The following is a 24611-nucleotide window of genomic DNA, read 5'->3' as shown; positions in this document are numbered from 1 at the left end:
GTTATAAATTAGTGAGAGTTTGAAGAGTAATGATCGCTTTATTGTAATCGTTAATCCTGTCGAGATATTCATTTTTGATGGTAATTGCCTGATTTACGACCAAAACCCATTGCAAATAATCAATGTCTCCATTTTCTAGTTGGCTATTGGCAGCATCAATAATCACAGTCGCATTTTTAAGTCCTTCGTTTTCATAATAATAAAGGCTTTCTTTATACTTTTCGGCTTCACTTACAGCGTTGGCGATTTCTGTTGTCATTTCGATTTTTACTGATTCGGCCATCATTTTGTAATTTTCGTATTCAATTTTTGCTGCTTTATTACGTGAAGACTGACTCGAAAAGAACAAAGGAATCGATAATCCCAAATTCACATAACTAAACCTGTGACTGCTGTCATAATACACTTCCTGCCCTGCAACACTGGTTTGTGTACCAATAATGCTTAAATTATTATATCCTACCGTAATATCCGGCATTAGTTTAGCCTGCTCTGTTTTCCATTTCCATTTTGCAGCTTCTGCTTCGTGATTCGAAAGTTGAATTTGAGGAAGTTCAGCCGTATTTATTTTTTCGTTTAACGAAATAGCAAAATCATGTTTAATGTTTGCCGAAGCCGGAACATGCGCTACACTGTCCTGCAGTATAGTATTAAACGATTTCAGCGTAATGGCAATATCTTTATTGACCATCGTAAGCTGATTGGTATAAAACTGTCTAGCCGATTGAGAAGCACTTTTCTCCAATACATTTGTTTCTCCTGCTTTATAGCGTAAATCTGATTTCTGTTCCATTAACCTGTAAATAGCATCGGCGTAAGCCAATAACTCTTTTTTACTGTTGAGCCAGATATAATAATAAAACAAACTTCTCACATTCGATTTAATCTGTTTCGAAGTCAATTGCGAAGTTGCTTTTGCAGCATTATAATTTTCTTGTAACGCTTTTTTCTGATGGGTATATAAAGTAGGAAAAGCAAAAGTCTGGCTTACGCCAAAACGAGAATCATTAACAGCGCTATTGAACTGACCATAATCAGCATCTAAAGCCAATTTTGGAATATCATAAGCCGATTTTTGTAATTGCTCTTTAGATTTTTCGTTAAGCTGAGCCGATTTAATTCTTCTGTTATTCTGAAGCGCAATCGACAAAGATTCATCCAGAGAAACAGGCTTTTGTTGCGATTGCACTGAAGCCGTAACCAATAAAGCAACAAGTAATAAAGTCAGTTTATCCATTTTGTTTTTTTTGATTTTTTTCGAAAATACTTTAGTATGATACGTCATTAAATAAATTGCCGGAAGTACAAAAAGAGTCAGCAAAGTTGCTGTTATCAATCCGCCAATAACAACTGTTGCTAACGGGCGTTGTACCTCTGCTCCTGCTCCGTTACTCAAAGCCATTGGCAGAAATCCTAAAGAAGCCACCGCAGCGGTCATTAATACTGGACGTAATCTGTTTTTGGTTCCTGTAATAATGATATCAAACGGATCTGTAATTTCGCCTTGTTTCTGTATTCGATTAAATTCGGATATTAAAACAATTCCGTTTAAAACTGCAACACCAAAAAGGGCAATAAAACCAACACCGGCTGAAATACTAAAAGGCATATCGCGCAAAGCAAGCCCAAATACACCACCAATAGCCGACAACGGAATAGCGGTAAAAATGATAATTCCTTCTTTAAACGATCTGAAAGCAAAATACAATAAAGCCAAAATCATAAACAAAGCAGCCGGAACAGCAACGCCCAAACGTGATTTTGCCTGTTGCAGATTCTCGAAAGTACCGCCATACGTAATATAATATCCGGGATCGAATTTGATCTGACTGTCAACTTTTTTCTGCAATTCTTCTACAATTGATTCTACATCACGGCCTCTTACGTTAAACCCAACAATAATTCTTCTTTTGGCATCCTCACGTTGAATTTGGTTAGGTCCTTCAACTTCTTTCACAGAAGCCACTTGATAAAGTGGAATCTGCATTCCGGAACGTGTAGAAATTAATAGATTTCTAACATCCGAAATGTCTTTTCGTCCGCTTGCTTCAACTCTTACTACCATATCAAAACGTTTTTCGCCTTCGTAAATACTTCCGGCTACAGCACCTGCAAACGCAGCATTTACGGTTTGATTGATATCTGATACATAAATGCCATATTTCGCCATTTCTGCCCAGTCATAATCAATTACGATTTGAGGCATTCCAGTTACTTTTTCGACATACAAATCAGTTGCACCTTCGACCGTTTTACTGATTGAACCTAATTTCTCCGCATATTCGGCAAGTTTGTTCAGATCTTCACCGTAAATTTTACAAACCAAATCCTGTTTGGCTCCGGTCATTAACTCATTAAAACGCATTTGCACCGGAAACTGAAAACCTGTTGTAACTCCCGGAGCTGTTTGTTTTACAGTTTCGGTCATTTTATCTGCCAGTTCAGGAAACGAAGTAGCGCTTGTCCATTCTGATTTATCTTTTAACACAATAATCATATCTCCGCCTTCAATCGGCATTGGATCTGTTGGAATCTCCGCACTTCCAATTCTCGAAACTACTTTTTCGACTTCAGGATATTCTTTTTTAAGTGTATTCGAAATTTTTTGAATGGTTTCTGTTGTCGTTGAAAGATTGGTTCCTAACAACAATCGGGTTTCTACCGCAAAATCTCCTTCTTCTAACTGCGGAATAAACTCTCCTCCCATTCTGCTGAAAAGCAGCAAAGCAATCCCGAATAAAACAAAGGCCGAAATGACAATTCCTTTTTTCATCTTTAAAGCTTTGGTCAGCCAATTTTCATAAAGTCCTTCCAATTTTGTCATAATTCGGTCAGAAAGATTGGGTTTATGACTAACCTTTTTGCTAATAAACAAAGAGCTCACCATTGGTACATAAGTAAGCGAAAGAATAAATGCTCCTAAAATGGCAAACGCAACGGTTTGTGCCATTGGTTTAAACATTTTACCTTCAATTCCTTCCAGCGATAATATTGGCAGATAAACAATCAGAATAATGATTTGTCCAAAAACGGCAGCATTCATCATTCGACCTGCTGAACCTGTCACTTCCTTGTCCATTTCTTCCTGCGAAATGGTGTCGATTCCTTTGTATTTTTTGGCACTATGAATGTGATGCAAAATCGCCTCGACAATAATCACGGCACCATCGACAATCAAACCAAAATCCAATGCGCCAAGACTCATCAAATTTCCGCTCACGCCAAAGGTGTTCATCATAATAATGGCAAACAGCATGGCTAACGGAATCACAGAAGCTACGATAAATGCAGCTCGTAAATTTCCTAGAAAAAGTACCAGAACTAAAACCACAATCAAAGCACCTTCGATCAGGTTTTTCTCCACTGTACCAATGGCATTGTCAACCATTTTGGTACGATCTAAAAAAGGTTCTATTTTTAAACCTTTTGGCAGAATCTTTTCGATTTCGGCAACACGTTTTTTTACATTGACGATAACATTATTGGCATTTTCACCTTTCAGCATCATGACAATTCCGCCAACAGATTCACCAATATCATCTGTCGTTAAAGCGCCGTAACGTATCGCTGAAGACATTTTTACTTCGGCAATATCTTTGATTAAAATTGGAGTTCCTGCCTGTGTATTTTTAACAATGATATTTTGAATGTCTTTAATATTTCGCTTTAGTCCGACACTTCGGATATACAATACAGTTGGGCCTTTTTCAATATAAGCGCCTCCAGTATTTTCGTTATTACTGCTTAAGGCGGTAAAAACTTCTTTTATAGTTAGATTTTGCGCTTTTAATCTCGACGGATTTACGGCAATTTCGTATTGTTTCAGCTTTCCGCCAAAAGTTGCCACATCAGCAATTCCGGGAGTTCCCAGAAGCTGTCTTCGAATCGTCCAGTCCTGAATCGTACGTAAATCTTCGAGCGAATATTTGGTTTCATAACCGGGTTGTGGTTTTAAAACATATTGGTAGATTTCTCCCAAACCTGTTGTTGCCGGAGCCATTTCGGGAATACTGGCATTCTCTGCAATTTCTACTTTTTGCAAACGTTCTGCTACTTGCTGACGCGCCCAATACACATCAGTATCATCAGCAAAAACAATGGTTACAAGCGAAAGTCCGAAACGGGAAATACTGCGGCTTTCTTTAAGCTGCGGAATATTGCTGATCGCCTGTTCAATCGGAAAAGTAATTAAACGTTCTACATCTTCTGCGCCCAAAGAAGGAGCGGTTGTAATAATCTGAACCTGATTGTTGGTGATGTCAGGAACGGCATCAATTGGTAAACGGGTAACTTCAAAAACACCGTAGATAATCCACAGTAAGGTGAAGACACCAATTACCAGTTTATTTTTAACTGAAAATTGAATGATCTTATTGAGCATAATTTTATTTAATTTTTTTGAAATAATACTGTTATAGTCAAAACATAAAAATGTTATGACCACAATAAAAATCTTAGAAAATTAAATTATGCCAAAGGAGGTCTAAATACCGAAAATAAAGCGGGATTAGAATATAAGTTTGAAGTAAACGGAATTATGTCTGATTCTGAAAAATCAGCATTAAAAGGAATATCAAATGTGTGTTTTTCTGCGGGAACAAATACAAGCTGAAACGAAGCGCTCGAAATATGCTTAAACGGAAGCTGCATGTCGCGATCAGAATCATTATCATTGATGTCTTCTCCCCAATAATGCATTTCTAGAAAATCAATAAAACTTACATTGTGTCTTTGCTGATGTTCATTGTAATGTTCAATCAATATGGGCAATTTATAAAACTGCTGAAAGAACCCAATATTGGATACAATTAGAAAGATGAATATGTAGACGATTAGTTTACGCACTTTACAAATTTAGAACATCTAAAAGAATAATCTGTTATCTAAAAAACAAAAAACTACTAGATTTTTAATATTTAACAAAAAATGCTTTCCAATAGTTGAAACCAGTAGCAAGGTTTCAAACTTGGGATAATCAGACACAATATTCAGAATAAAAAAGAGGTCAAATTTCGCGGCTTGCGAAACTGACCTCTTTTTTATACATCATTCAAATTAAAAAGTTTTTCTACTTTTTTATACTGTCACTTACTCAACCATAATTTCATCAACAAACAGCCACGCTGATTGTCCTTCTCCTGGATGGCCTTTAGGACATTGCCCCAAATTCTTGGCTGTAACACGGACAAACTTAGCTTTCTGCGATGCAAATTGAGCTGTAAAGTCTTTTATTAGAATGTCCTTTTCAGAAGCTGTAATAGAGTTCGTCTCTGTTTTTACTTCTTTAAAAGTAACACCATCTTGAGATATTTCAAATTTTACATACTGCGGCAGGAATATCCATTGGTTCCAATTTTGAATACATCCCAAAGTAATACTGCTTATTGATGTACTTGCTCCTAAATCTATAGTAGCAATTAAATCAGTTTCATTGAAACCATGCCATTGTTTGCCAATATCTTTTGTACCTCTAAAACCATCAATCAAAGTATTGACTCCATTTGCACGATAATGAGTGCTGTTGGCATTTGTGTAACTTATTGTTTTTCCAGTTGCTTTATTAAAGGTAAAAGATTGTTCTGCAGGTTTTGCACTCACCACTTTATTATTTATAACCGTGATTGCTTTTACCGTCATAGAACTATTTACTACAAATGGTTTTTCATATTTAATACTGCTTGTAGATGGTGTGCTTCCATCAGTTGTATAATAAATTACTGCCTCTATTTGATCTGTATCGAGTTCTATAAAAAGTTTATTGTTCTCGACTACTGGCTTAATATCTACTTTGAAATTTCCTTTTGAATAACGGATTCCTCTTTGCTCAAAACCTTCTAGGTGCAGTTGCAAACGTTCTGCAAAGTTTTTCCAATCCCGTTGTTCTTTTTTAGACCACAATACTTCAGCTAATGCAAGCATTCGAGGCAGAATCATATATTTAACATGTTCAGCGGTACTTATGTATTCTGTCCATAAATTAGCTTGTGCGCCTAAAACACGTTTAGCCTCTTCTGTAGTTAATTCAACTGGAATTGGGTCATAATTATATACTTTTTTCAGCGTATTAAATCCGCCAATTGCAAGAGGTTCTGTTTCAGGATCACCTTGATAATGGTCAAAATAGTAAGGAGAACCAGGTGTCATCACTACATCATGTCCCATTTTAGCAGCTTCTATTCCGCCTGCCTCGCCGCGCCAGCTCATAACAGTTGCTTCTGGAGCTAATCCGCCTTCAAGAATTTCATCCCATCCAATCATTTTTCTGTTATTCGAAACTAAGAATTTTTCCATTCTGCGAATAAAGTAACTTTGCAATTCTTTCTCGTCTTTCAATTGCTCCGTTTTCATTCTAGCTTGACATTTAGCACAATGTTTCCAGCTCGTTTTGTCTACTTCATCTCCTCCAATATGAATATATTTTGAAGGGAAAATTGCCATCACTTCTGTTAATACATCTTGCAAGAATGTAAAAGCCTTATCGTTTCCTGCACAATAATTACTTTCAACTTTACTGGCTAAAAAATTACCTGATTGTGCAAAAGTGTTTTTAGGATTACATGATAACTCAGGATATGCCGCCATTGCAGCTTCAGAGTGGCCTGGCATTTCTATCTCCGGCACAACTGTAATATTTCTTGCTTTGGCATAAGCCACAATCTCTTTTGCTTGTTCTTGAGTATAATAGCCGCCGTAAGTCGATTTACTTCTGTCGGCATTAAACTCTATTTCAGCCCAATTCCATGATTTTCCCCAATCATCGACACGCCAAGCGGCTTGTTGGGTTAATTTAGGATATTTTTTAATTTCTAAACGCCAGCCTGCTCCATCAACTAAGTGCCAGTGAAAAACATTCATTTTATAAGCTGCCAGTAAATCAATAAATTCTTTTACCAATTCAGGAGAAGCAAAATGACGGCTGACATCTAACATCATCCCTCTCCATTGAAAGCGAGGATAATCTTTTATTTCCATACTTGGAATTTGAACCAAATCATTTGTACGGCTAAAAGGCAGTGTCTGCAATAAAGATTGTACGCCATAAAACAATCCTTTGGATGTATTGGCTCTGATATGAATTTCTTTTGGATTTACAGAAAGTAAATATCCTTCGTCTCCAATTTCTTTGATTTTTTCGATACTAAAAACAATCTCTTTTCCACTTGTTTTAGTATTGTTTAATTCAAATCCTGTAACTCGTTTTACATATTCTTTAAAAAAGTGAACTACCTTTTCAGAAGCCGCATCTTTCTTATCTACTTTTATAACTGTAGAATTATCAAAGGAGAAACTGCCTTGTTTGATCTCTAAACTAACGGGCTGTGGTATTATATGAACGGACTTTTGCGCCTGCAATTGCATCGAAAATACCAATAAAGCGGTTAGAATTAAGTTTGTGGTTGTTTTTGTGGTTTTCATTATTTGATAGAATTAGCTAAAAGTTAATTTTTGAAAATCAAATTTCGTTTTGATCTTCGAAGTTGGACAAATGACAAAAGACAGCCCAAATTGAGCTGTCTTTTAATTTATTGCATGTTATTATTGCTCTTTAAAATAATTTGCTCCCCACATGGTATAACGTTTTTTCATGGTTTCAATTTTTGTTTGAAACTGAGACCAATCTTTTTTATCTTTTGGAGACCATAAAACTTCACTTAAGGCACTTAAACGAGGGAATATCATGTATTCAACTTTGGCAGGATTTGCCATATATTCTGTCCACACATTTCCTTGCGCTCCCATAACGTATTTTGCCTGCTGTTCATTTAATTCTTTAGGAATTGGCTCGTAGCTGTATACTTTTTCTAATGGTAAGAAACCTCCAATAGTAACTTCTTTTTCGTTTTTAGTTTGCGAATGGTCTAAATAAACATGGCTTCCCGGTGTCATAATAACCTGATGATTTTCTTTTGCCGCAGCAATTCCGCCAGCTTCTCCCTGCCAGCTCATAACGATAGCATTTGGAGCTAAACCTCCTTCTAAAATTTCATCCCAGCCAATTATAGTTCTTCCTTTTCCGTTCACATATTTTTCGATACGTTGAATAAAATAACTCTGAAGACCGTGTTCATCTTTTAAACCTTTTTCTTTAATCATCTGCTGACAAAATTCGCTTTTTTTCCAAGCGTCTTTTGGAGCTTCATCACCGCCAATGTGAATGTATTTTGAAGGGAATAAAGCGATTACTTCATCCAATACATCTTCTAGGAATTTAAAAGTATTTTCTGTTGGAACAAAAATATCAGCATGTACGCCCCAAGTTTCCTGAACGATCTTATTTCTTCCGTTAGCCATTTCTTGCTTACTTTTATCTGAAATCATATTAGCAGGAAGATTGGTTTTCTCATTAGGAAAACAGCTCAACTCAGGATAAGCCGCAATTGCTGCACTGCTGTGTCCCGGCATTTCAATTTCTGGAATTACTGTAATAAATCTATCTGAAGCATATTTTACAATATCTTTTACTTCTTCTTGAGTATAAAAACCACCTTCTGGTGTATTATCGCTTCCTTTACCTGGATATTTGCCAATAATACTTCCGTTTCTTTTTGAACCAATTTCAGTAAGTTTAGGATACTTTTTAATTTCAATTCTCCAACCTTGATCTTCGGTTAAATGCCAATGAAAATAATTCAATTTATGCAATGCCAAATAATCAATATACTTTTTAACGAAAGCAACTGAGAAAAAATGACGTCCAACATCAAGCATCGCACCTCTGTAAGCAAAACGAGGTTCGTCTTGTACATTTACAGATGCTATAGCAAGATTACTGCTTTTTTCTACAGGCAGTAACTGAATAAGTGTTTGAATTCCGTAGAAAGTTCCAATAGGAGAATTTCCTATAATTTCGACACCACTTTTATCAGATTTTAAACTATATCCTTCGCCTTTATGTCCTTGAATACTCTTAAGACTTGATAATTTGATATAATTCTTAGTTGCTTTTTTTACCACAGGCAATACAAAACCATAGTAGTCAGACAAATAAGCATTTAAAAAAGCTGCCGAAGCATTATCTTCTTTATTAGCAGCAACCAAACTTGTTTGTGCATTAATCACAAAGCTTCCAGCGTTTTTAACAACTTTTACCGGCTGAGGGATAATATTCACTTCTTGTGCAAACGATAATGTGCAGCATAACAGAAGTGAAAAGAGAAATGACTTAACCATATTTACTATTTTTTAATTATTTTAAAACTATAAATTCTAAGTGTGTACGATAACACTTTCAAAGAAAAACATAATAAATTTATATAACAAATTGAAACATAGATTTTAACCAAAATTAAATCCATTTCTTGATACAAAATCAAATTTGTACCTTTCAGATAAATGAAACGTCTTTTTTTGAGGCTTCAAAATCTATGTTTCTATGTGTTTTAACTAATTTTACCCAAGGGGTTTATTAATTTATTTCGTGTATGCAACAGCATGTTGTTTACTGCTGCCTAAACCATCCATTCCTAATTCGATCACATCTCCTGCTTTGATATAAATAGGTTCTGGTTTTATTCCTAAACCTACACCCGGAGGAGTTCCAGTACTAATTATATCTCCCGGAAGCAGTGTCATAAACTGACTTAAATAATGCACTAAAAAAGGAATTTTGAATACTAAATTTGAGGTGTTACTGTTTTGGAATTTTTTCCCGTTTACGGTTAACCACATTGGTATATTATTCACATCTTCAATTTCGTCTTGCGTTGCCAAAAATGGCCCAAGCGGTGCAAATGTGTCGCTTCCTTTTCCTTTTGCCCATTGTCCTCCACGTTCGATTTGAAAAGCTCTTTCGCTGTAGTCGTTAAGCAAAGCGTAACCTGCAACATAATCTAAAGCTTCAGCTTCTTCTACATAGCTTGCTTTTTTTCCTACTACAAAAGCCAGCTCAATTTCCCAATCGGTTTTTTCGCTGTTCTTTGGAATAATCAAATTATCATTTGGCCCGCATAATGAGGTTGTTGATTTAAAAAAGATTATCGGTTCAGTCGGAATTGGTGCATTAGTTTCATGACAATGATCCACGTAATTTAATCCAATACAAATTATTTTTGAAGGTCTTGCTACAGGAGATCCTAAACGAACTGAAGCATCAACTTCTGGTAAAACTGGATTACTTTCTAATACTTTTTTTAATTTTTCTAATCCGTTTTCTTCGAAAAACGCTTCATTATAATCTGTTACTATTGAAGATACATCAAATCTTTTTTCATCTATTAAAATACCCGGTTTTTCTTTACCGGCTTCTCCAAATCGTATTAGTTTCATTTTATTCTTATTTAATATATTATACTTTGTCTTATTTGTTCAAAAATTATTCTGCCGTTTATTCAATTACATAAATCACAGCACTTCTAGCTCCATGCGCTCCTATTACTAATGATTGTTCAATGTCGGCTGTTTTAGATGGCCCAGCTATAAAAGCTCCAAATCCTTCTTTCGAAACATCCAGTTTTTGATAAGCCTGATGTAAAGTATCTACAAGATTTTCTTTTTCTACTACTAAAACCAAATGCTGGCAAATAAAAGGAATAAGTCTATTTATCATTTGACTTTCGTAAACCCAGACAGCGCCATTTTCTGCCACTCCAAGTGTTCCTTTAACATATGCTTTTTCTACTTTTTCTAATTCAGATGCGGTTAAAAAAGCGGCTTGTTCATCTACATTTCCAAGTTCAGCTATTGTATTTATTACAAAACTCCCATTCTGCTTATCAAGAATTAATTGTTCTTTCAGTACTGAAATATCACCTATTAATTCCGTCTTACCACCGATACTTTCTAAAACTGTTTTAAACTGGGCATATACATCATCATACTGAATCACAACGCTGCTGTCAATAACAGGAATCTCAATAAATTCAGGCTGATTCAATGCTATGGCATTCAATATGTTTTCTCTTGCGCTCATGTTTTTTATTTTCTGATATTTTAGTTTTGGCTTTTCTTATTCTTTAGATACCAATCTCTAAAAGATTCTTTTGGAGGAACTGGCATTTCTCTTTGTCTGAACCAAACATTAAATTTATTGTTTATCATAAAAGGGAATAACTGCATGCTCTTTCTTCCAACTTTTCCCATTAAACGATAAATTTTAGGATTCGAGAATAGGAAATTCATTCCTTTCATGCCTATTTTTTTACTTCCTGCAACATAACCTTCGGAAACAATTACTTGTCTCCATTTCCATAACTGTTCGTGGATGTTAATTTTTACTGGACATACATTACTACAGCTGCCGCATAATGTTGAAGCAAATGGCAGATCGGCATTGGCTTTCATATCTAAATTTGGATTCAGAATAGAACCAATTGGCCCTGCAACAGCAGTATGATAACTATGTCCGCCGCTTCTGCGATATACGGGACAAGTATTGAAACATGCGGCACAACGAATGCATTTCAAGGAATTTCTAAAATCTTCTCTTCCTAGTTGTTTACTGCGGCCATTATCTACAATAACAATATGCATTTCCTGATTCGCTCTAGGTTTATGAAAATGACTTGAATAAGTTGTGATAGGCTGACCTGTAGCACTTCTGGCTAATAATCTCAAAAACACTGATAAATGTTCTGCTTTTGGAATCAATTTTTCAAAACCCATGCAGGCAATGTGTACAGGTGCTGTATGTGCTCCCATATCAGCATTTCCTTCATTGGTGCAAACTACGAAACCGCCTGTCTCTGCAATGGCAAAATTAACTCCAGTAATTGCTAAATCAGATTCTACAAATTTATTTCGCAAGTGTTGCCTTGCTGCCTCAGTCAAATATTGCGGATCATTATTTCCTTTTTGAGTTTGTAAATGCTCATGAAAAGTGGCACTTACATCTTCTTTTTTTAAGTGAATAGCAGGCAGTACAATATGACTTGGAGGCTCTTTTCTGAATTGAACAATACGCTCTCCAAGATCTGTATCCACTACTTCTATTCCGTTATGCTGTAAATATTCATTCAAATGACATTCTTCGGTAAGCATACTCTTGCTCTTCACAATTTTCTGAATACCGTGCTTTTTGATGATTTTATGAATGATTTCATTGTGTTCTTTTGCATCTGAAGCCCAGTGAACTTTTATGCCATTGGCAGTAGCTTTTTCTTCAAATTCTTTTAAATAATTGGAAAGATTAGAAAGTGTAGCATTTTTAATCTGAGATCCCCATTCGCGCAGCTGCTCCCATTCAGGCAAACCATACGCAGCTTTGTCTCGTTTTTCACGAACAAACCACAAAGTTTCGTCGTGCCAATCAGTTCTTGGCTCGTCTGCTATAAACTTTTCTGCTAAATCAGCATGGGTTGTTTTCATAATTACTTTTTACTAATCTCTTTCAATTCTGCATTAAACGTATAACTTTTACCTCGCTGTGTCGTAATTTCAATATTGTTATTACCGCTTTGCACTTTACAAACTCCGCCAACTTTTGAAAGTACTTTTGCACTCACCAACTTACCTTCGTCCCATTTCATATCTACTTCAAACCCACCTCTAGCACATAAACCTTTTACTTCTCCTTTTTCCCAAGTCTTTGGAAGTGCAGGAAGTAACTGAATTTTATCTGTTTGGCTTTGAATAAGCATTTCAGCCATAGCGGCAGTAATTCCAAAATTACCGTCTAGTTGAAATGGCGGATGATTGCAAAATAAATTAGGTAAAGTATTGTATGTAAGCAATCCGCGAAGCATAATGGCTGCACGGTCTCCTTCGCCCAAACGCGCCCAAATTGCACAACGCCAAGGCCAAGTCCACGAGCGGCGGCTGTCACCAACAGTAGATTCAACTGTAAAAGGTGTGTTTTCATTTTTTCCAAAATTTCCACTTCGGCTGCGTAATGAAAGTACAGCACCTTTCGCTAATTCGGGTGTAATAGTATTACTGATTTGACGTCCTGGATATACCGCAAAAAGATGCGATGTATGGCGATGCTCGTCATTTGGATCATCACGATCTGCTTGCCATTCTTGTAATTGTCCCCATTTTCCAATTTTATTTGGTGCTAAACGGGCTTGCATATCTGCTACTTTCTTTTGATAATCACTGTCAATATTAAGAGCTTTGGCTGCGTCCAGATAGTTTTGGAACAAATCCCAAACTAGCTGCTGATCCATCATTACTCCATCTTCACGCGGACCATGCTCAGGCGACCATCCATTTGGAACCATTAATTGTCCATCTGGCATTGTTTTTAAATTGTCTTCCCAATATTCGCAAACTTCTTTAATAATCGGATATGCTGTGCTACGCAAATAATCATTGTCTCTAGTAAATGCCCAATGTTCATATACATGTTGTGCATACCAAGCGCTTGCAGGTATATTCCATTCCCAGCCATTTCCTCCAAATATATTTTGACTAGTTCGAGCTGTCCAGCCGCGTGTTTTCTCTCCAAAAGCTTTGCGAGTAGCAATACGACAAGGTTCTTGTGCTGCTACGATAAAATCAATCAATGGCAAATGACATTCTGATAAATTAGTCGATTCGACTCCCCAATAATTCATTTGCACATTAATGTTATTGTGATAATCACTTGCCCAAGCAGGTGTGTTGCTGTCATTCCATAAACCTTGCAAATTAGCTGGCAAACCTCCACGACGTGAACTGCTTGCTAATAAATAACGCCCATATTGAAACATCGTTTCTTCTAAATCGGGATCAACTCCACCTGCCGTATATTTTTTTAATCGTTCATCTGTTGGCAAACTTGAAGTAACTGCATCAGAGCTTCCTATATTGAGGTAAACGCGCGTTAGTATAGAACTCAAATCCTTTAAATGAGCTGCTCTAAGTTTTTCGTAACCTTTGCTTTTTGCAGCTGACAATTCTTTTTCAATAAGCGGCATCGGATCTTCTCCTCGCCAATTTGATTTATAATCGGGTTTATAGTTTGTTCGGGCATCCAAAATCAATGTCAATGAATTACAGTTTTCAAAGATCAAATTTTCACCTTCAAAGCGTATTTTCCCTCCTTTATTTTGCACTAAAAGTTTGGCTGCATATTTTAGTTTATTTGGCATTTCTCCTATAAAACTTATACTGCTCATCGAAGCTTTGCTTATTGCTCCTTGAGCTGAATTAAAAGAAATAGTTCCTGAAAAACCATTCTTCCCATTAGCTTTATATTCAAAAACCATCACTTGATCTGGATAACTGGCAAAACCTTCCCGACTGATTTTTGTTTTATTCTGAATAAATTCTGTTTGGTGAATCCCATTCGAAATATCAAGCGAACGAGAATAATTAGAGAAAGCACTTTTGTCTGTAAAATCAATTGTGATTTCTCCAAAATTACGATATGAACCAAATCCATGATCTCCTGTTTCATACTCTCCATCCCAGTTGTTATCTCCCGACCAAAGGCTTTGTTCATTAAACTGAATAACTTCTCGTTCTACTCCACCAAAAAACATGGCTCCCAAACGTCCATTGCCAATAGGTAAAGCTTCAGCAGACCATTTCACGGCTGGTTGTTTATACCATAATTTTATGGGTTGATTCTTCTGTGCCAAACAGACTGAATCAACAAATAATACAAGTACTAAAAGTGTAAATAATTTAATTTTATTCATTATTTTGAATATGCAATTAATGATGACTATATCATTTACTTCCTCGATTTAAATCGAAGAAATTTTCTAATCTCTTACTTATAAACCATTATTCAATATTTCGGCAATATGAATCGTTTTTGTTTTACTTCCTTGTCGTTTTAATATTCCTTCTAAATGCATTAAACAACTGGTATCTCCTCCGGTAATATAATCTACTAGATTGTCTTCATGCTCTTTTACTCTGTCCTTACCCATTTTTACGCTTACTGCTTCTTCAAATACGCAAAAAGTACCTCCAAAACCACAACATTCATCGTTTCGTTTGGGTTTACTTAACGTGATACCGTTTACCATTTTTAGTAATTGCTCGGGTTTCGAAAACTCGGGCAGTACTCTTTCTGTCATTGATGAAAGATGTAATCCTCTTTGTCCGTGACAACTATTGTGTAGGCCCACTTTAAATGGAAAATTGGCATTAATACTTTCTACTTTTAAAACATCTGTTAAAAACTCTGTAAGTTCATAAACCGAATTACGAATGTGTAATGCAGTTTGCGGATTCTCTAAATCCTGCAAATGTTCTTTTACATGCAAAACACAACTTCCAGATGGAGCTACTATATAATCGAATCCTGTGAAGTTTTTAACAAAATTCTTATCGCAGCCTTTACTTAAACTGGCAAAACCGCTGTTGGCCATTGGCTGACCGCAACAGGTTTGTTCCAAAGGAAAAGCAACATCACACCCCAGTTTTTCTAATAATTGCAAGGTCGCAATACCCACATTTGGATAAAATTGATCTATATAGCAGGGTATGAATAAAGCAACCTTCATTGTAACTTAGTTATTTAGTTTTATAAATCCTCCATCAATAGGATAATCGCAACCGGTAACAAAACCAGATTCATCGCTGCATAAAAACAAAGCTAAAGCTGCAACTTCATCTGGTTTTGCCATACGTCCGATAGGCTGAGATTTTGATAATTTTTCGAACATTTCTGCTTCTTGACCTGGATAATTTTTGGCAATAAATCCATCTACAAATGGTGTATGTACGCGTGCTGGTGAAATAGAGTTACAACGAATATTTTCGCTCATATAATCTCTCGCTATCGATAAAGTCATTGCCATTACAGCACCTTTGGCTGTAGAATAAGCAAATCGATCAGAGATACCTACCCACGCTGCAATAGAAGCCATATTGACAATTACACCTCCACCAGAATTTCTAAATTGTGGTATCGATGCATGCAAACAATTGTATACGCCTTTTACATTCACGCTCATCACTCTGTCAAAATCGGCTTCGGGAGTAGTATCTACTTTACCTACGTGAGCAATTCCTGCATTATTTACCAAAATATTGATATTTCCAATTTTCTCAAATGCAGCTGTAACTTCTTGTTGATTCGCAACATTACAAGCGTGTGAAAATACTTTTCCTCCATTTGCTTTAATTTCATCAGCGGCACTTTTAGCACTTTCTTCAGTTAATTCGATAATATGAACTTCCGCTCCTTGTTTTGCAAATAAAACTGAAATGGCTTTCCCTATTCCGCTTCCGCCGCCAGTAACTACTGCTTTTTTGTTTTGTAATGAAAACATATGATTAGATTTTTTGATCTTTTAGATTATTAGATATTGAGAGTTACGATTTATAATTATTACAATGATACCCCTCGTTTCCACGGAATAAAATCGTCTTGATTTAATAATACTGCTTTTGGAATGATTTCACCGCTTGCCGCTTTGATGCAATATTCTAAAATATCTTCGCCCATTTCTTCAATGCTTTTTTCGCCGCTGATAATTGGACCGCAGTCAATATCTATAATGTCACTCATTTTTTTAGCTAAAACAGAGTTTGTAGCTACTTTGATTACTGGACAAACTGGATTTCCTGTTGGAGTTCCTAATCCTGTTGTAAATAATATTAATGTTGCTCCAGAAGCTGCTTTTCCAGTTGTTGCTTCTACATCATTTCCTGGTGTGCAAACTAAACTTAAACCTGCTTTTGTAGCTGGTTCGGTATAATCTAGTACATCAATTACAGGAGCGGTTCCTCCTTTTTTGGCAGCACCTGCACTTTTTATTGCATCGGTTATTAAGCCGTCTTTAATGTTTCCCGGCGATGGATTCATATGAAATCCCGAACCTACTTTATGGGCTAAAGCATCATATGACTGCATTAAATCAATAAACTTCTTTGCTGTTTCTTCTGATGTACAACGATCGATAAGATTTTGCTCGACACCGCACAATTCTGGAAATTCTGCTAGTAATACTTTACCGCCCAAAGCCACTAGCAAATCTGATGTATAACCTACCGCAGGATTTGCCGAAACACCACTGAAACCATCACTTCCACCGCATTTAACTCCTAAGCATAATTCACTCAAAGGCGCTGGAGTTCGTTCTTGTTTGTTTATTTCAATTAATCCTTCAAATGTTTTTTTAATGGCATCTGCAATCAATTGTTCTTCGCTTTTTGATTGCTGCTGCTCAAAAATGTACAAAGGTTTATCGAAAGACGGGTTTTGTTTTTTAACATCGTTTGTAAAATCCTGTACTTGTAAATGCTGACATCCTAAACTAAGTACTGTTATACCTGCAACATTTGGATGATTTGCGTACGATGCTAATAATGCACTTAAGGTAGCCGAATCTTGACGCGTGCCTCCACAGCCTCCTTGATGATTTAAAAACTTTATACCATCTACATTTTTAAAAACTTTATTTGTATAAGGTTCTGGAGCCAATTGCACATCAATTGAATCTAAACTTTTACCATTCTTATAGGCTTGAAGTAAAGCATGAGTATACTGAGTATATTTATCACTCACAGAATATCCTAACTCGTTATGTAAAGCTTCGCGTATTACATCCAAATTTCTATTTTCACAAAATACTGTTGGCACAAATAACCAATAATTGGCAGTTCCTACACGACCGTCATTTCGTTTATACCCTTTAAAAGTTCTGTCTTTATACTTTGAAACATCTGGCGCCTGCCATTCAAAATCAACATCACGATATTTATAAGGTTCAGCCGCATGTTTAAGGTTTTCGGTCGTCATTAGACTTCCTTTGGCAACATCGCATTGTACTTTTCCAACCAAAACGCCGTACATAATAATTTCATCACCCGCTCTCAAATTGGCTGTATAAAACTTATGCTTTGCCTTGATTGTGTCCTGCAATAGGAAAGTTTCATTCTCAAAAACTACACTTTCTCCTTTAGACAAATCTGTTAAAGCCACCAATACATTATCGTCTGGGTGCATTTTTATAACCAATCTTTTACTTCCGTTTTCTAACATATTATATAAATAGAATTTATGCTTTATTTGTTTTATGTCCATTAAATGCAAACAATAGAATTACTGAGAAACATGTCAATGGAACAACATAACCATACTGAATGCTTCCTGTAATATCCGAAATCAATCCTAAAACTGGAGGAAGCAATGCTCCGCCAACAATTGACATTACGATTAATGAAGAACCAATTTTTGTGTTATGTCCAAGTCCCTCAATTCCCATTGAAAAAATCGTTGGAAACATGATACTCATAAAAAACGCTATTGCTATTAAAGTATAAACCACTAACATTCCAGTTCCTGTTATGGCTACTATTGATAAGCCAATATTAATAATGGCATAAATGATTAATAATTTTCTAGGTTGTATGTACTGCATGAAGAATGTACCCGCGAATCGTCCAAGCATAAATGCCAAGCCAAAAAATCCTAAATATTTGGCTGCAACACCTTCTGCAAGTCCAGCAGAAGTTGTCGCCATTTTAATAAAAAAGCTTCCAACGCAAACTTGGGCTCCTACATAAAAAAACTGCGCTAAAATCCCCCAACGTAAGCGCAGTGATTTCAAGGCTCCGGCAAAACTTGCGCCGTCAGCTCCTTCTTTATCTTCATCTTTTACATCCGGCATATTCGTAAAATAAAACAAAACTGCTACTGCCAGAATAATTAGTCCTAAAACTAAATACGGCATTTTTACACTCGCTGCTTCTTCTAAAACATAAGCATGCAATTCGGCAGGAGCCATAGCATCCATTTGAGCTTGGGTTAGATTTTTACCCGATAGGATCATTGGGCCAATATAAGCCGGCGCAATAAATGCAGCTAATCCATTAAACGATTGGGAGAAATTTAATCTCTTTGTTGCTGTTTCTGCTGGTCCTAGAATAGTTACATATGGATTTGCTGCTGTTTCTAAAAAAGTAAGTCCGCAGGCAATAACAAATAAAGCTCCTAAAAAGTAAATATATTGTAGTGAATTGGCGGCTGGAACAAATAAAATTGAACCAATACCAAATAAAACCAACCCAATCATAATACCTGATTTATAACCGTATTTTCGCATAATGTAACCCGCAGGCAATGCCATCACGAAATAGGCTATAAAAACTGAAGAGTCTATTAAAGACGATTCTAAGTCTGTAAGATTAAATGCTTTTCGTAAATGCGGAATAAGTATTGGATCTAGATTGTGTACAAATCCCCAGAAAAAGAATAAACTGGTAACTAATATAAAAGGAAAAAGCCATTTTTTATTTTCTTTTGTACCAGCCTCTTTTTGAACATCTAACTGCGTTATTAATGCCATATGCTTTTTATTAAAATTATACTTTTTTACGATTATAAAAATATAATACTTGAAGTATAATTATTAATTCAATATTACCCTTGTTTAATTATTAATTGTCTATTATGATAATTTTAAACAAAAAAGCTGCATTTAAAAAGAATGTGGATAATATTGATTTGTAACTGATCCATCTTCAAAAAGATCAATAATCGCATAACCTGGAGGTGTTTGTTTGTAATAAGTTTTCCCTGCTGAATCTTTATCTCCTGGTTCCCACCAAAAGCCGCTCAAAGCACCATTGCAATAATAATGTACATTATTGTAAACGGCTTCATCCTTTAAATGAATGTGTCCGCTTAAACATGTGATCTTTTTATCTTTATGTTTATAAAAAAGATCACTGATATATTTAGAATCAGTATGATTTCCTCCGTCAACATGTGTGCAAACGGCAAGAATTGGGAAATGACTCATGCAAACAACTGGTGTGCCAGCCGGTAAACTTTGTAAATCTTTTTCGAGCCATAAACGCTGTTCATCATCTAATGAACCTCCACCATTATTACTATCTAAAATCACAAAGTGCCATCCTTTTTTATCAAAGCTGTAATAACGGTTTGGGATTCCTAATTGTTTTACAACATAATCTTTCCCATACATAGCATCTTGTTTGTTTGGCGCTGCCCACCACATATCGTGATTTCCGAGACAACTATGCAATTCAAAACTACTGATTGCTTTAGTTGTATCGTTCCAAATTTTCCATAGTTCATTTACTCTTTCGCGAGTAATATTATCATAGTCTGCTGCAAAAATGGAATCGCCGCCATTGAGAAAAAAATCGACTTTGTGTTTCTTGATTTCTTCTAAGCATTTTATAAATCGATCTGGAGCATTTTCTTCAGGTCGAATATGCACATCAGTAATATGTGCAATTCGCAAAACCCTTTTAGATTTATTGTTTTTTTCTGCTGCAGAAATAACAGAAGTTGAACCCGTTAACGCAACAGTACCTGCTGTTAAACCAATATATTTTAGTAAATCTCTTCTTTTCATTTTCTAATTTATTTGTTTGATAATTTTTACACAGATCTAGCAGATTTTATGATTTTTAATTCTATCTATATCTTTTTTAAATGATTAAATTACCTCCAGTTTTAACAGGAGAAATAAAATTGACAGCAAAAAGGGCTTTAACCAAACTCATACATTTTGGCTAAAGCCCTAATCTCAATCTTACTATTTACATCCCGCTAAAGCTGGATGCTATTCATTCACATAGCAAACTATGTGTATTTTAAACAAGTGAAACGCCTTTTCTAAGAATTCTAAATCTATGTTTCTATGTGTTAAAAATATTTACACCAAACGATTCAATACTATAAATTCAATATTATTTAACAGAATAAGGTCTGTCTTTCGCAGCAACTCCCCAAGTTTTAGAAGGTTTATCTCCCATCGTAAAAATTAACTCGCCGCCTTTCATAATATCCGAATGAAGAATATAGCTCTGCGTATAAGGTTTTCCGTTTAAAGTTGCTTTTTGAATGTAGATATTCTTTGTACTGTTGTTTAATGCTTTTACAGTAAAGCTTTTTCCATCAGCTAAATTCAATGTTGATTCGTCCATGCTTGGGCTTCCGAAAACATAAATTCCATTGAATGGATTTACAGAATACATTCCCATAGCGCTCCAAATATACCAAGCTGACATTTGTCCAACATCTTCATTTCCACACAATCCATCATGTTTGTCACTGTACAAATTATCAACAATGTAACGTACTTTTTCGGCTGTTTTCCAAGGTTGTCCTACGAAATTATAAAGGTATGTAATATGATGGCTTGGCTCGTTTCCGTGTGCATACTGCCCAATCAAACCTGTAATATCACTAGAAGCTTCTGCTCCCATATCGCCTGTTATTGTAAACAAAGTATCCAGTTTTTTTGTAAATGATTTTTCTCCGCCAAGCATTGCGATCAAACCTTCTACGTCATGAGGAACTAACCAAGTATACTGCCATGCATTTCCTTCGGCAAAATCATCTTTCATGTGTGCCGATTTAAACGGATCAAAAGGTGTTCTCCATTGTGTATCGCTTACTTTTCCGCGTACAAAAGTGGTCGAAGGATCGTAATATTTTTTGTAGGCTTTTGAGCGATTAATGAAATAATTATAATCCTCGGTTTTGCCCATTTTTTTTGCCATCATTGCAATTGCACCGTCAGAAATAGAATATTCCATACCAATAGCAACTGATTCTCTCAAACTATCTGCAGGAATGTAGCCTATTTTTTTTACGAAATTCAATCCGCGATCGTCCTGCATTGCTGTTGCTTTTACAGCTTCGAATGCTAATTCTCCGTCAATTCCTTTAATACCTTTCAAATACGCATCAACAACAATCTGAATTGCACTATTCCCAGGCATACAATAGGTTTCATTCCCCATTAAATGCCAAACCGGAAGATGTCCTGTCTCTTTATAAATCGCCAGCATCGAGTTAATAATATCCGAAACTTTATCGGTTTGTGTTAGTGTAAGCAAAGGATTTGCTCCTCTGTAAGTATCCCACAACGAAAATGTAGTTAAATTGGTAAATCCTACTGCTCTATGCACTTGTTTGTCTGAACCGTAATAATCTCCATTGCTGTCGTTGTAAATCGACGGCGCAATCATAGTGTGATATAAAGCTGTATAAAATGTTCTCATTTTAGCAATATCTTTCGATTTTACTTCGATTTTATTCAACTCTTTATTCCATTTTTCATCTGCTTGAACAGCCACTTTTTCAAAATTCCAGTCTGAAATTTCTTTTTTAATATTCATTAAAGCGTTTTCTGTACTTACTGCCGAAATTCCCACTTTAATTTTAATCACTTCATCTTTTAAAGTCGAAAACTGAAGTACTGCTTTCGCACTATCTCCCAAAACCACTTTATTAATCATCTCTTTTGTATTGTTATACAATTGGATTTTCTTAGCTGGTTTTGACAAAACTGCTGCAAAATAAATGCGTTGATCCGGCGCCCAGCCTTTCGAGAAACGATATCCTTCGATCAAGGTGTCATTTTTTACTCTGATATAAGTATCTACTGCTTTATCCCAGCCAATTCCTTCCACTAAATCTAGAACGATATGTGATTTATCTGAAGCAGGAAAAGTATATTTTTGAAATCCAACTCGCTCTGAAGCCGTCATTTCCGCTTTGATTCCATTTTTCTTTAAAATAACAGAATAATAACCCGGTTTTGCTACTTCATCTTTATGATCGAAACCTGAGATATAACCATTTTCCATGTCTTTGGCAGTTCCTTTTTTCAGATTGATTTTACCAACAGCAGGCATAAAAAGTAAATCTCCAAGATCACCAATTCCAGTTCCGCTTAAATGCGTGTGCGAAAACCCAATAATTGTTGGGTCAGAATAATGATAACCCGAACACCAATCCCAACCTTGTGAAATATTCACTGGTCCTAATTGAACTGCTCCAAAGGGAACATTTGCGCCCATAAAAACGTGTCCGTGAAATCCTGTTCCAATAAACGGATCTACATATTGTGTCAAATTTTGTTTACTTGTCTGTCCTTGTATTTGCAGGCAGCAAAGGCCTAAAATTGCAAATAATGTTGATTTTAAATTTTTATTCATATTTCTTTAATTTGATATATCCTTCTGTTGTAATCTGAAAAGTTTTTTGCCACGACCCGAGCGATAGCGAACAGGCGAAGCAATTGCACGAATTTTTAGCAGAGCAAACCTGAGCTACTTTACTCTTGCTTCTTGCTTCTATCCTCTTTTTTCTACTTCACAATCTCAAAACTACCTTCCAACATTGTATCTCTTGAATTCGATCCGATTTTCAATGTGTAGTTTCCTTCATAGATCTTAAATTGTTTTGTAGTCTCGTCCCATTTTTGAAGCTCTTCCAATGGAATTTGCAATGTGATTGTTTTTGATTTTCCTTTAACCAACGAAACACGTTTAAAAGCTTTGAGTTCTTTCAACGGCATTCTATCAACATTTGGATATTCTACATATACCTGAGCAACTTCATCAGCATCATAATTTCCTGTATTAAAAATTTCGATTTGCATTGAAATTTCGTCTGAACTCATTGTAACTCTCTTAGGTTGTCGAACCCAATTGTAACCAAACGTGCTGTAACTTAATCCAAAACCAAACGGATATTGTACCTCTTTATCCGAATAGCGATACGTTCTTCCTGCCATTGCATAGCTGTTATAATCTGGTAAATCGCTAAACGATTTGTAAAAGCTAACCGGTAAATGTCCTGATGGAGAAACTTTTCCAAAAAGAAGATTTGCCAAAGCAGTTCCGCCTTGTTCTCCTGGATACCATGCAAAAACAATCGCATCTACATAAGGTTCAATTGCCGAAATATCAACGGCACTTCCGCCTGTTACAACTGCTATAAGCGGCGATTTAGTTCCTTTACGAAGTGCTTTTATATATGCAATATGCGACGCTGGTAAATCCATGTTTTTTCTGTCTCCTTTTCCGTCAGCAAGGAAAGCATCACCTTCTTCGCCTTCATAAACTGGAGTAAAACCAATTACTGCAATCGTCAAATCAGCCATAGAAGCTGCCCAAACACCACCAAAGTTTTTTGTGTCTGTAAAATCGCACCCCATATCATATTCTACACGAGTATCAGGATCTACAGCACCTGCAATACCTTCTACAAAATTTACGGCTTTATCAGTAATTCCGTGATAATTGCCTAATAAAGCATCAAGTGACGCAGCATTTGGCCCAACGACAACCATCGATTTATAATCTTCTTTTTTCAGCGGAAGCAATTTTGTTTTCTTTTCTCCCACTTCACCGTTCTTCAACAAAACCATACTTTGTTCTGCCATTTTTCGGCTTAGATTTCTGTGATATGTATTGGCAATACTATCTATACCATATTTTCTATACGGATTATCTTCTGCTTTGTCGTAAAATCCAAGTTTAAACTGTGTACGTAATGTTGGTGCTAACGCATTATCAATGTCTTTTTGAGTAATTAATTTTTGATTCAGAGCGTTGATAGCATCCTTTTGTAGTAATCCGCTGCAATCCATATTTACGCCCGCTTTAATTGCCTCTGCAGCAACAGTTACGCTGTTTGGCAGGGTTTTATGGCTTTCGTAAATATCCTGAAGTGCCCAACAATCCGTAACAACGTGACCTCCAAATTTCCATTCATTTCGTAAAATATCTTTTAGTAATGTTTTACCAGTGCAGCAAGGTTCTGAATTTACACGATTATAAGCACACATTACAGTTTCTACTTTTGCATCAACTAATTTTTTGAAAGCGTACAAATAAGTTTCTCTCAAATCTTTTTCGTCTACAATAACATCAATCGAGTGTCTGTTTTTTTCAGGGCCGCTGTGTACTGCAAAATGTTTAGCACAAGCTGCCGCTTTCATGTATTTAGGATCTGTGTG

15 protein-coding genes are annotated in these 24611 nt (G+C 35.9%); all 15 read right to left on the bottom strand.

All coding sequences use genetic code 11. The features are described from left to right. Window position 1: 1 nt before the first annotated feature. Window positions 2–4381 carry a CusA/CzcA family heavy metal efflux RND transporter gene (locus BOW57_RS08170; RefSeq protein WP_129053711.1) on the bottom strand — a complete coding sequence of 1460 codons (4380 nt, stop codon included), beginning with the start codon at window positions 4379–4381 and terminating at the stop codon, window positions 2–4. Between the two features lie 86 nt (window positions 4382–4467). Then, window positions 4468–4761: a hypothetical protein gene (locus tag BOW57_RS08165; RefSeq protein WP_241687413.1), complete on the bottom strand. Its 294-nt coding sequence runs from the start codon at window positions 4759–4761 to the stop codon at window positions 4468–4470. A 327-nt stretch (window positions 4762–5088) separates the two neighbouring features. Further along, entirely contained in the window at window positions 5089–7416 is a 2328-nt protein-coding gene (locus BOW57_RS08160) for a glycoside hydrolase family 20 protein (protein WP_129053709.1), read from the bottom strand. 120 nt (window positions 7417–7536) lie between these two features. Further along, window positions 7537–9171: a beta-N-acetylhexosaminidase gene (locus BOW57_RS08155; RefSeq protein ID WP_129053708.1), complete on the bottom strand. Its 1635-nt coding sequence runs from the start codon at window positions 9169–9171 to the stop codon at window positions 7537–7539. Window positions 9172–9411: 240 nt separating this feature from the next. Then, window positions 9412–10266, bottom strand: coding sequence for a fumarylacetoacetate hydrolase family protein (locus tag BOW57_RS08150; protein WP_129053707.1), 855 nt, complete (start codon window positions 10264–10266; stop codon window positions 9412–9414). A gap of 58 nt (window positions 10267–10324) precedes the next feature. After that, a complete protein-coding gene (locus BOW57_RS08145) occupies window positions 10325–10909 on the bottom strand; it encodes an LUD domain-containing protein (protein ID WP_129053706.1) in 585 nt (194 codons plus the stop codon). A 20-nt stretch (window positions 10910–10929) separates the two neighbouring features. Next, on the bottom strand, window positions 10930–12303 hold the full coding sequence (locus BOW57_RS08140; RefSeq protein ID WP_129053705.1) for a lactate utilization protein B: 1374 nt from the start codon (window positions 12301–12303) through the stop codon (window positions 10930–10932). A 2-nt stretch (window positions 12304–12305) separates the two neighbouring features. Further along, a complete protein-coding gene (locus BOW57_RS08135; RefSeq protein ID WP_129053704.1) occupies window positions 12306–14561 on the bottom strand; it encodes a glycoside hydrolase N-terminal domain-containing protein in 2256 nt (751 codons plus the stop codon). 78 nt (window positions 14562–14639) lie between these two features. Then, complete coding sequence (locus tag BOW57_RS08130; RefSeq protein WP_129053703.1) at window positions 14640–15377, bottom strand: (Fe-S)-binding protein; 738 nt, start codon at window positions 15375–15377, stop codon at window positions 14640–14642. 6 nt (window positions 15378–15383) lie between these two features. Next, window positions 15384–16148, bottom strand: coding sequence for an SDR family NAD(P)-dependent oxidoreductase (locus tag BOW57_RS08125; RefSeq protein ID WP_129053702.1), 765 nt, complete (start codon window positions 16146–16148; stop codon window positions 15384–15386). A 59-nt stretch (window positions 16149–16207) separates the two neighbouring features. Beyond that, the gene (locus BOW57_RS08120; protein ID WP_129053701.1) at window positions 16208–17863 is read right to left on the bottom strand and encodes a UxaA family hydrolase; all 1656 of its coding nucleotides are present in this window, start codon (window positions 17861–17863) and stop codon (window positions 16208–16210) included. A 16-nt stretch (window positions 17864–17879) separates the two neighbouring features. Next, window positions 17880–19169, bottom strand: a complete 1290-nt coding sequence (gene fucP / locus BOW57_RS08115) for an L-fucose:H+ symporter permease (protein ID WP_089054998.1) — start codon at window positions 19167–19169, stop codon at window positions 17880–17882. Window positions 19170–19301: 132 nt separating this feature from the next. Continuing rightward, window positions 19302–20207, bottom strand: a complete 906-nt coding sequence (locus BOW57_RS08110; RefSeq protein ID WP_129053700.1) for a metallophosphoesterase — start codon at window positions 20205–20207, stop codon at window positions 19302–19304. A gap of 337 nt (window positions 20208–20544) precedes the next feature. Continuing rightward, window positions 20545–22803: a GH92 family glycosyl hydrolase gene (locus tag BOW57_RS08105; RefSeq protein ID WP_129053699.1), complete on the bottom strand. Its 2259-nt coding sequence runs from the start codon at window positions 22801–22803 to the stop codon at window positions 20545–20547. 152 nt (window positions 22804–22955) lie between these two features. After that, a partial coding sequence (locus tag BOW57_RS08100; RefSeq protein WP_129053698.1) for a glycoside hydrolase family 3 C-terminal domain-containing protein occupies window positions 22956–24611 on the bottom strand: 1656 nt, incomplete at its 5' end.

The sequence above is a fragment of the Flavobacterium sp. YO64 genome (assembly GCF_004119505.1).
Lineage (GTDB): Bacteria > Bacteroidota > Bacteroidia > Flavobacteriales > Flavobacteriaceae > Flavobacterium > Flavobacterium oncorhynchi.
Note: the sequence above shows the minus strand (reverse complement) of the source record. Positions and strands in the feature narration are given on the sequence as shown.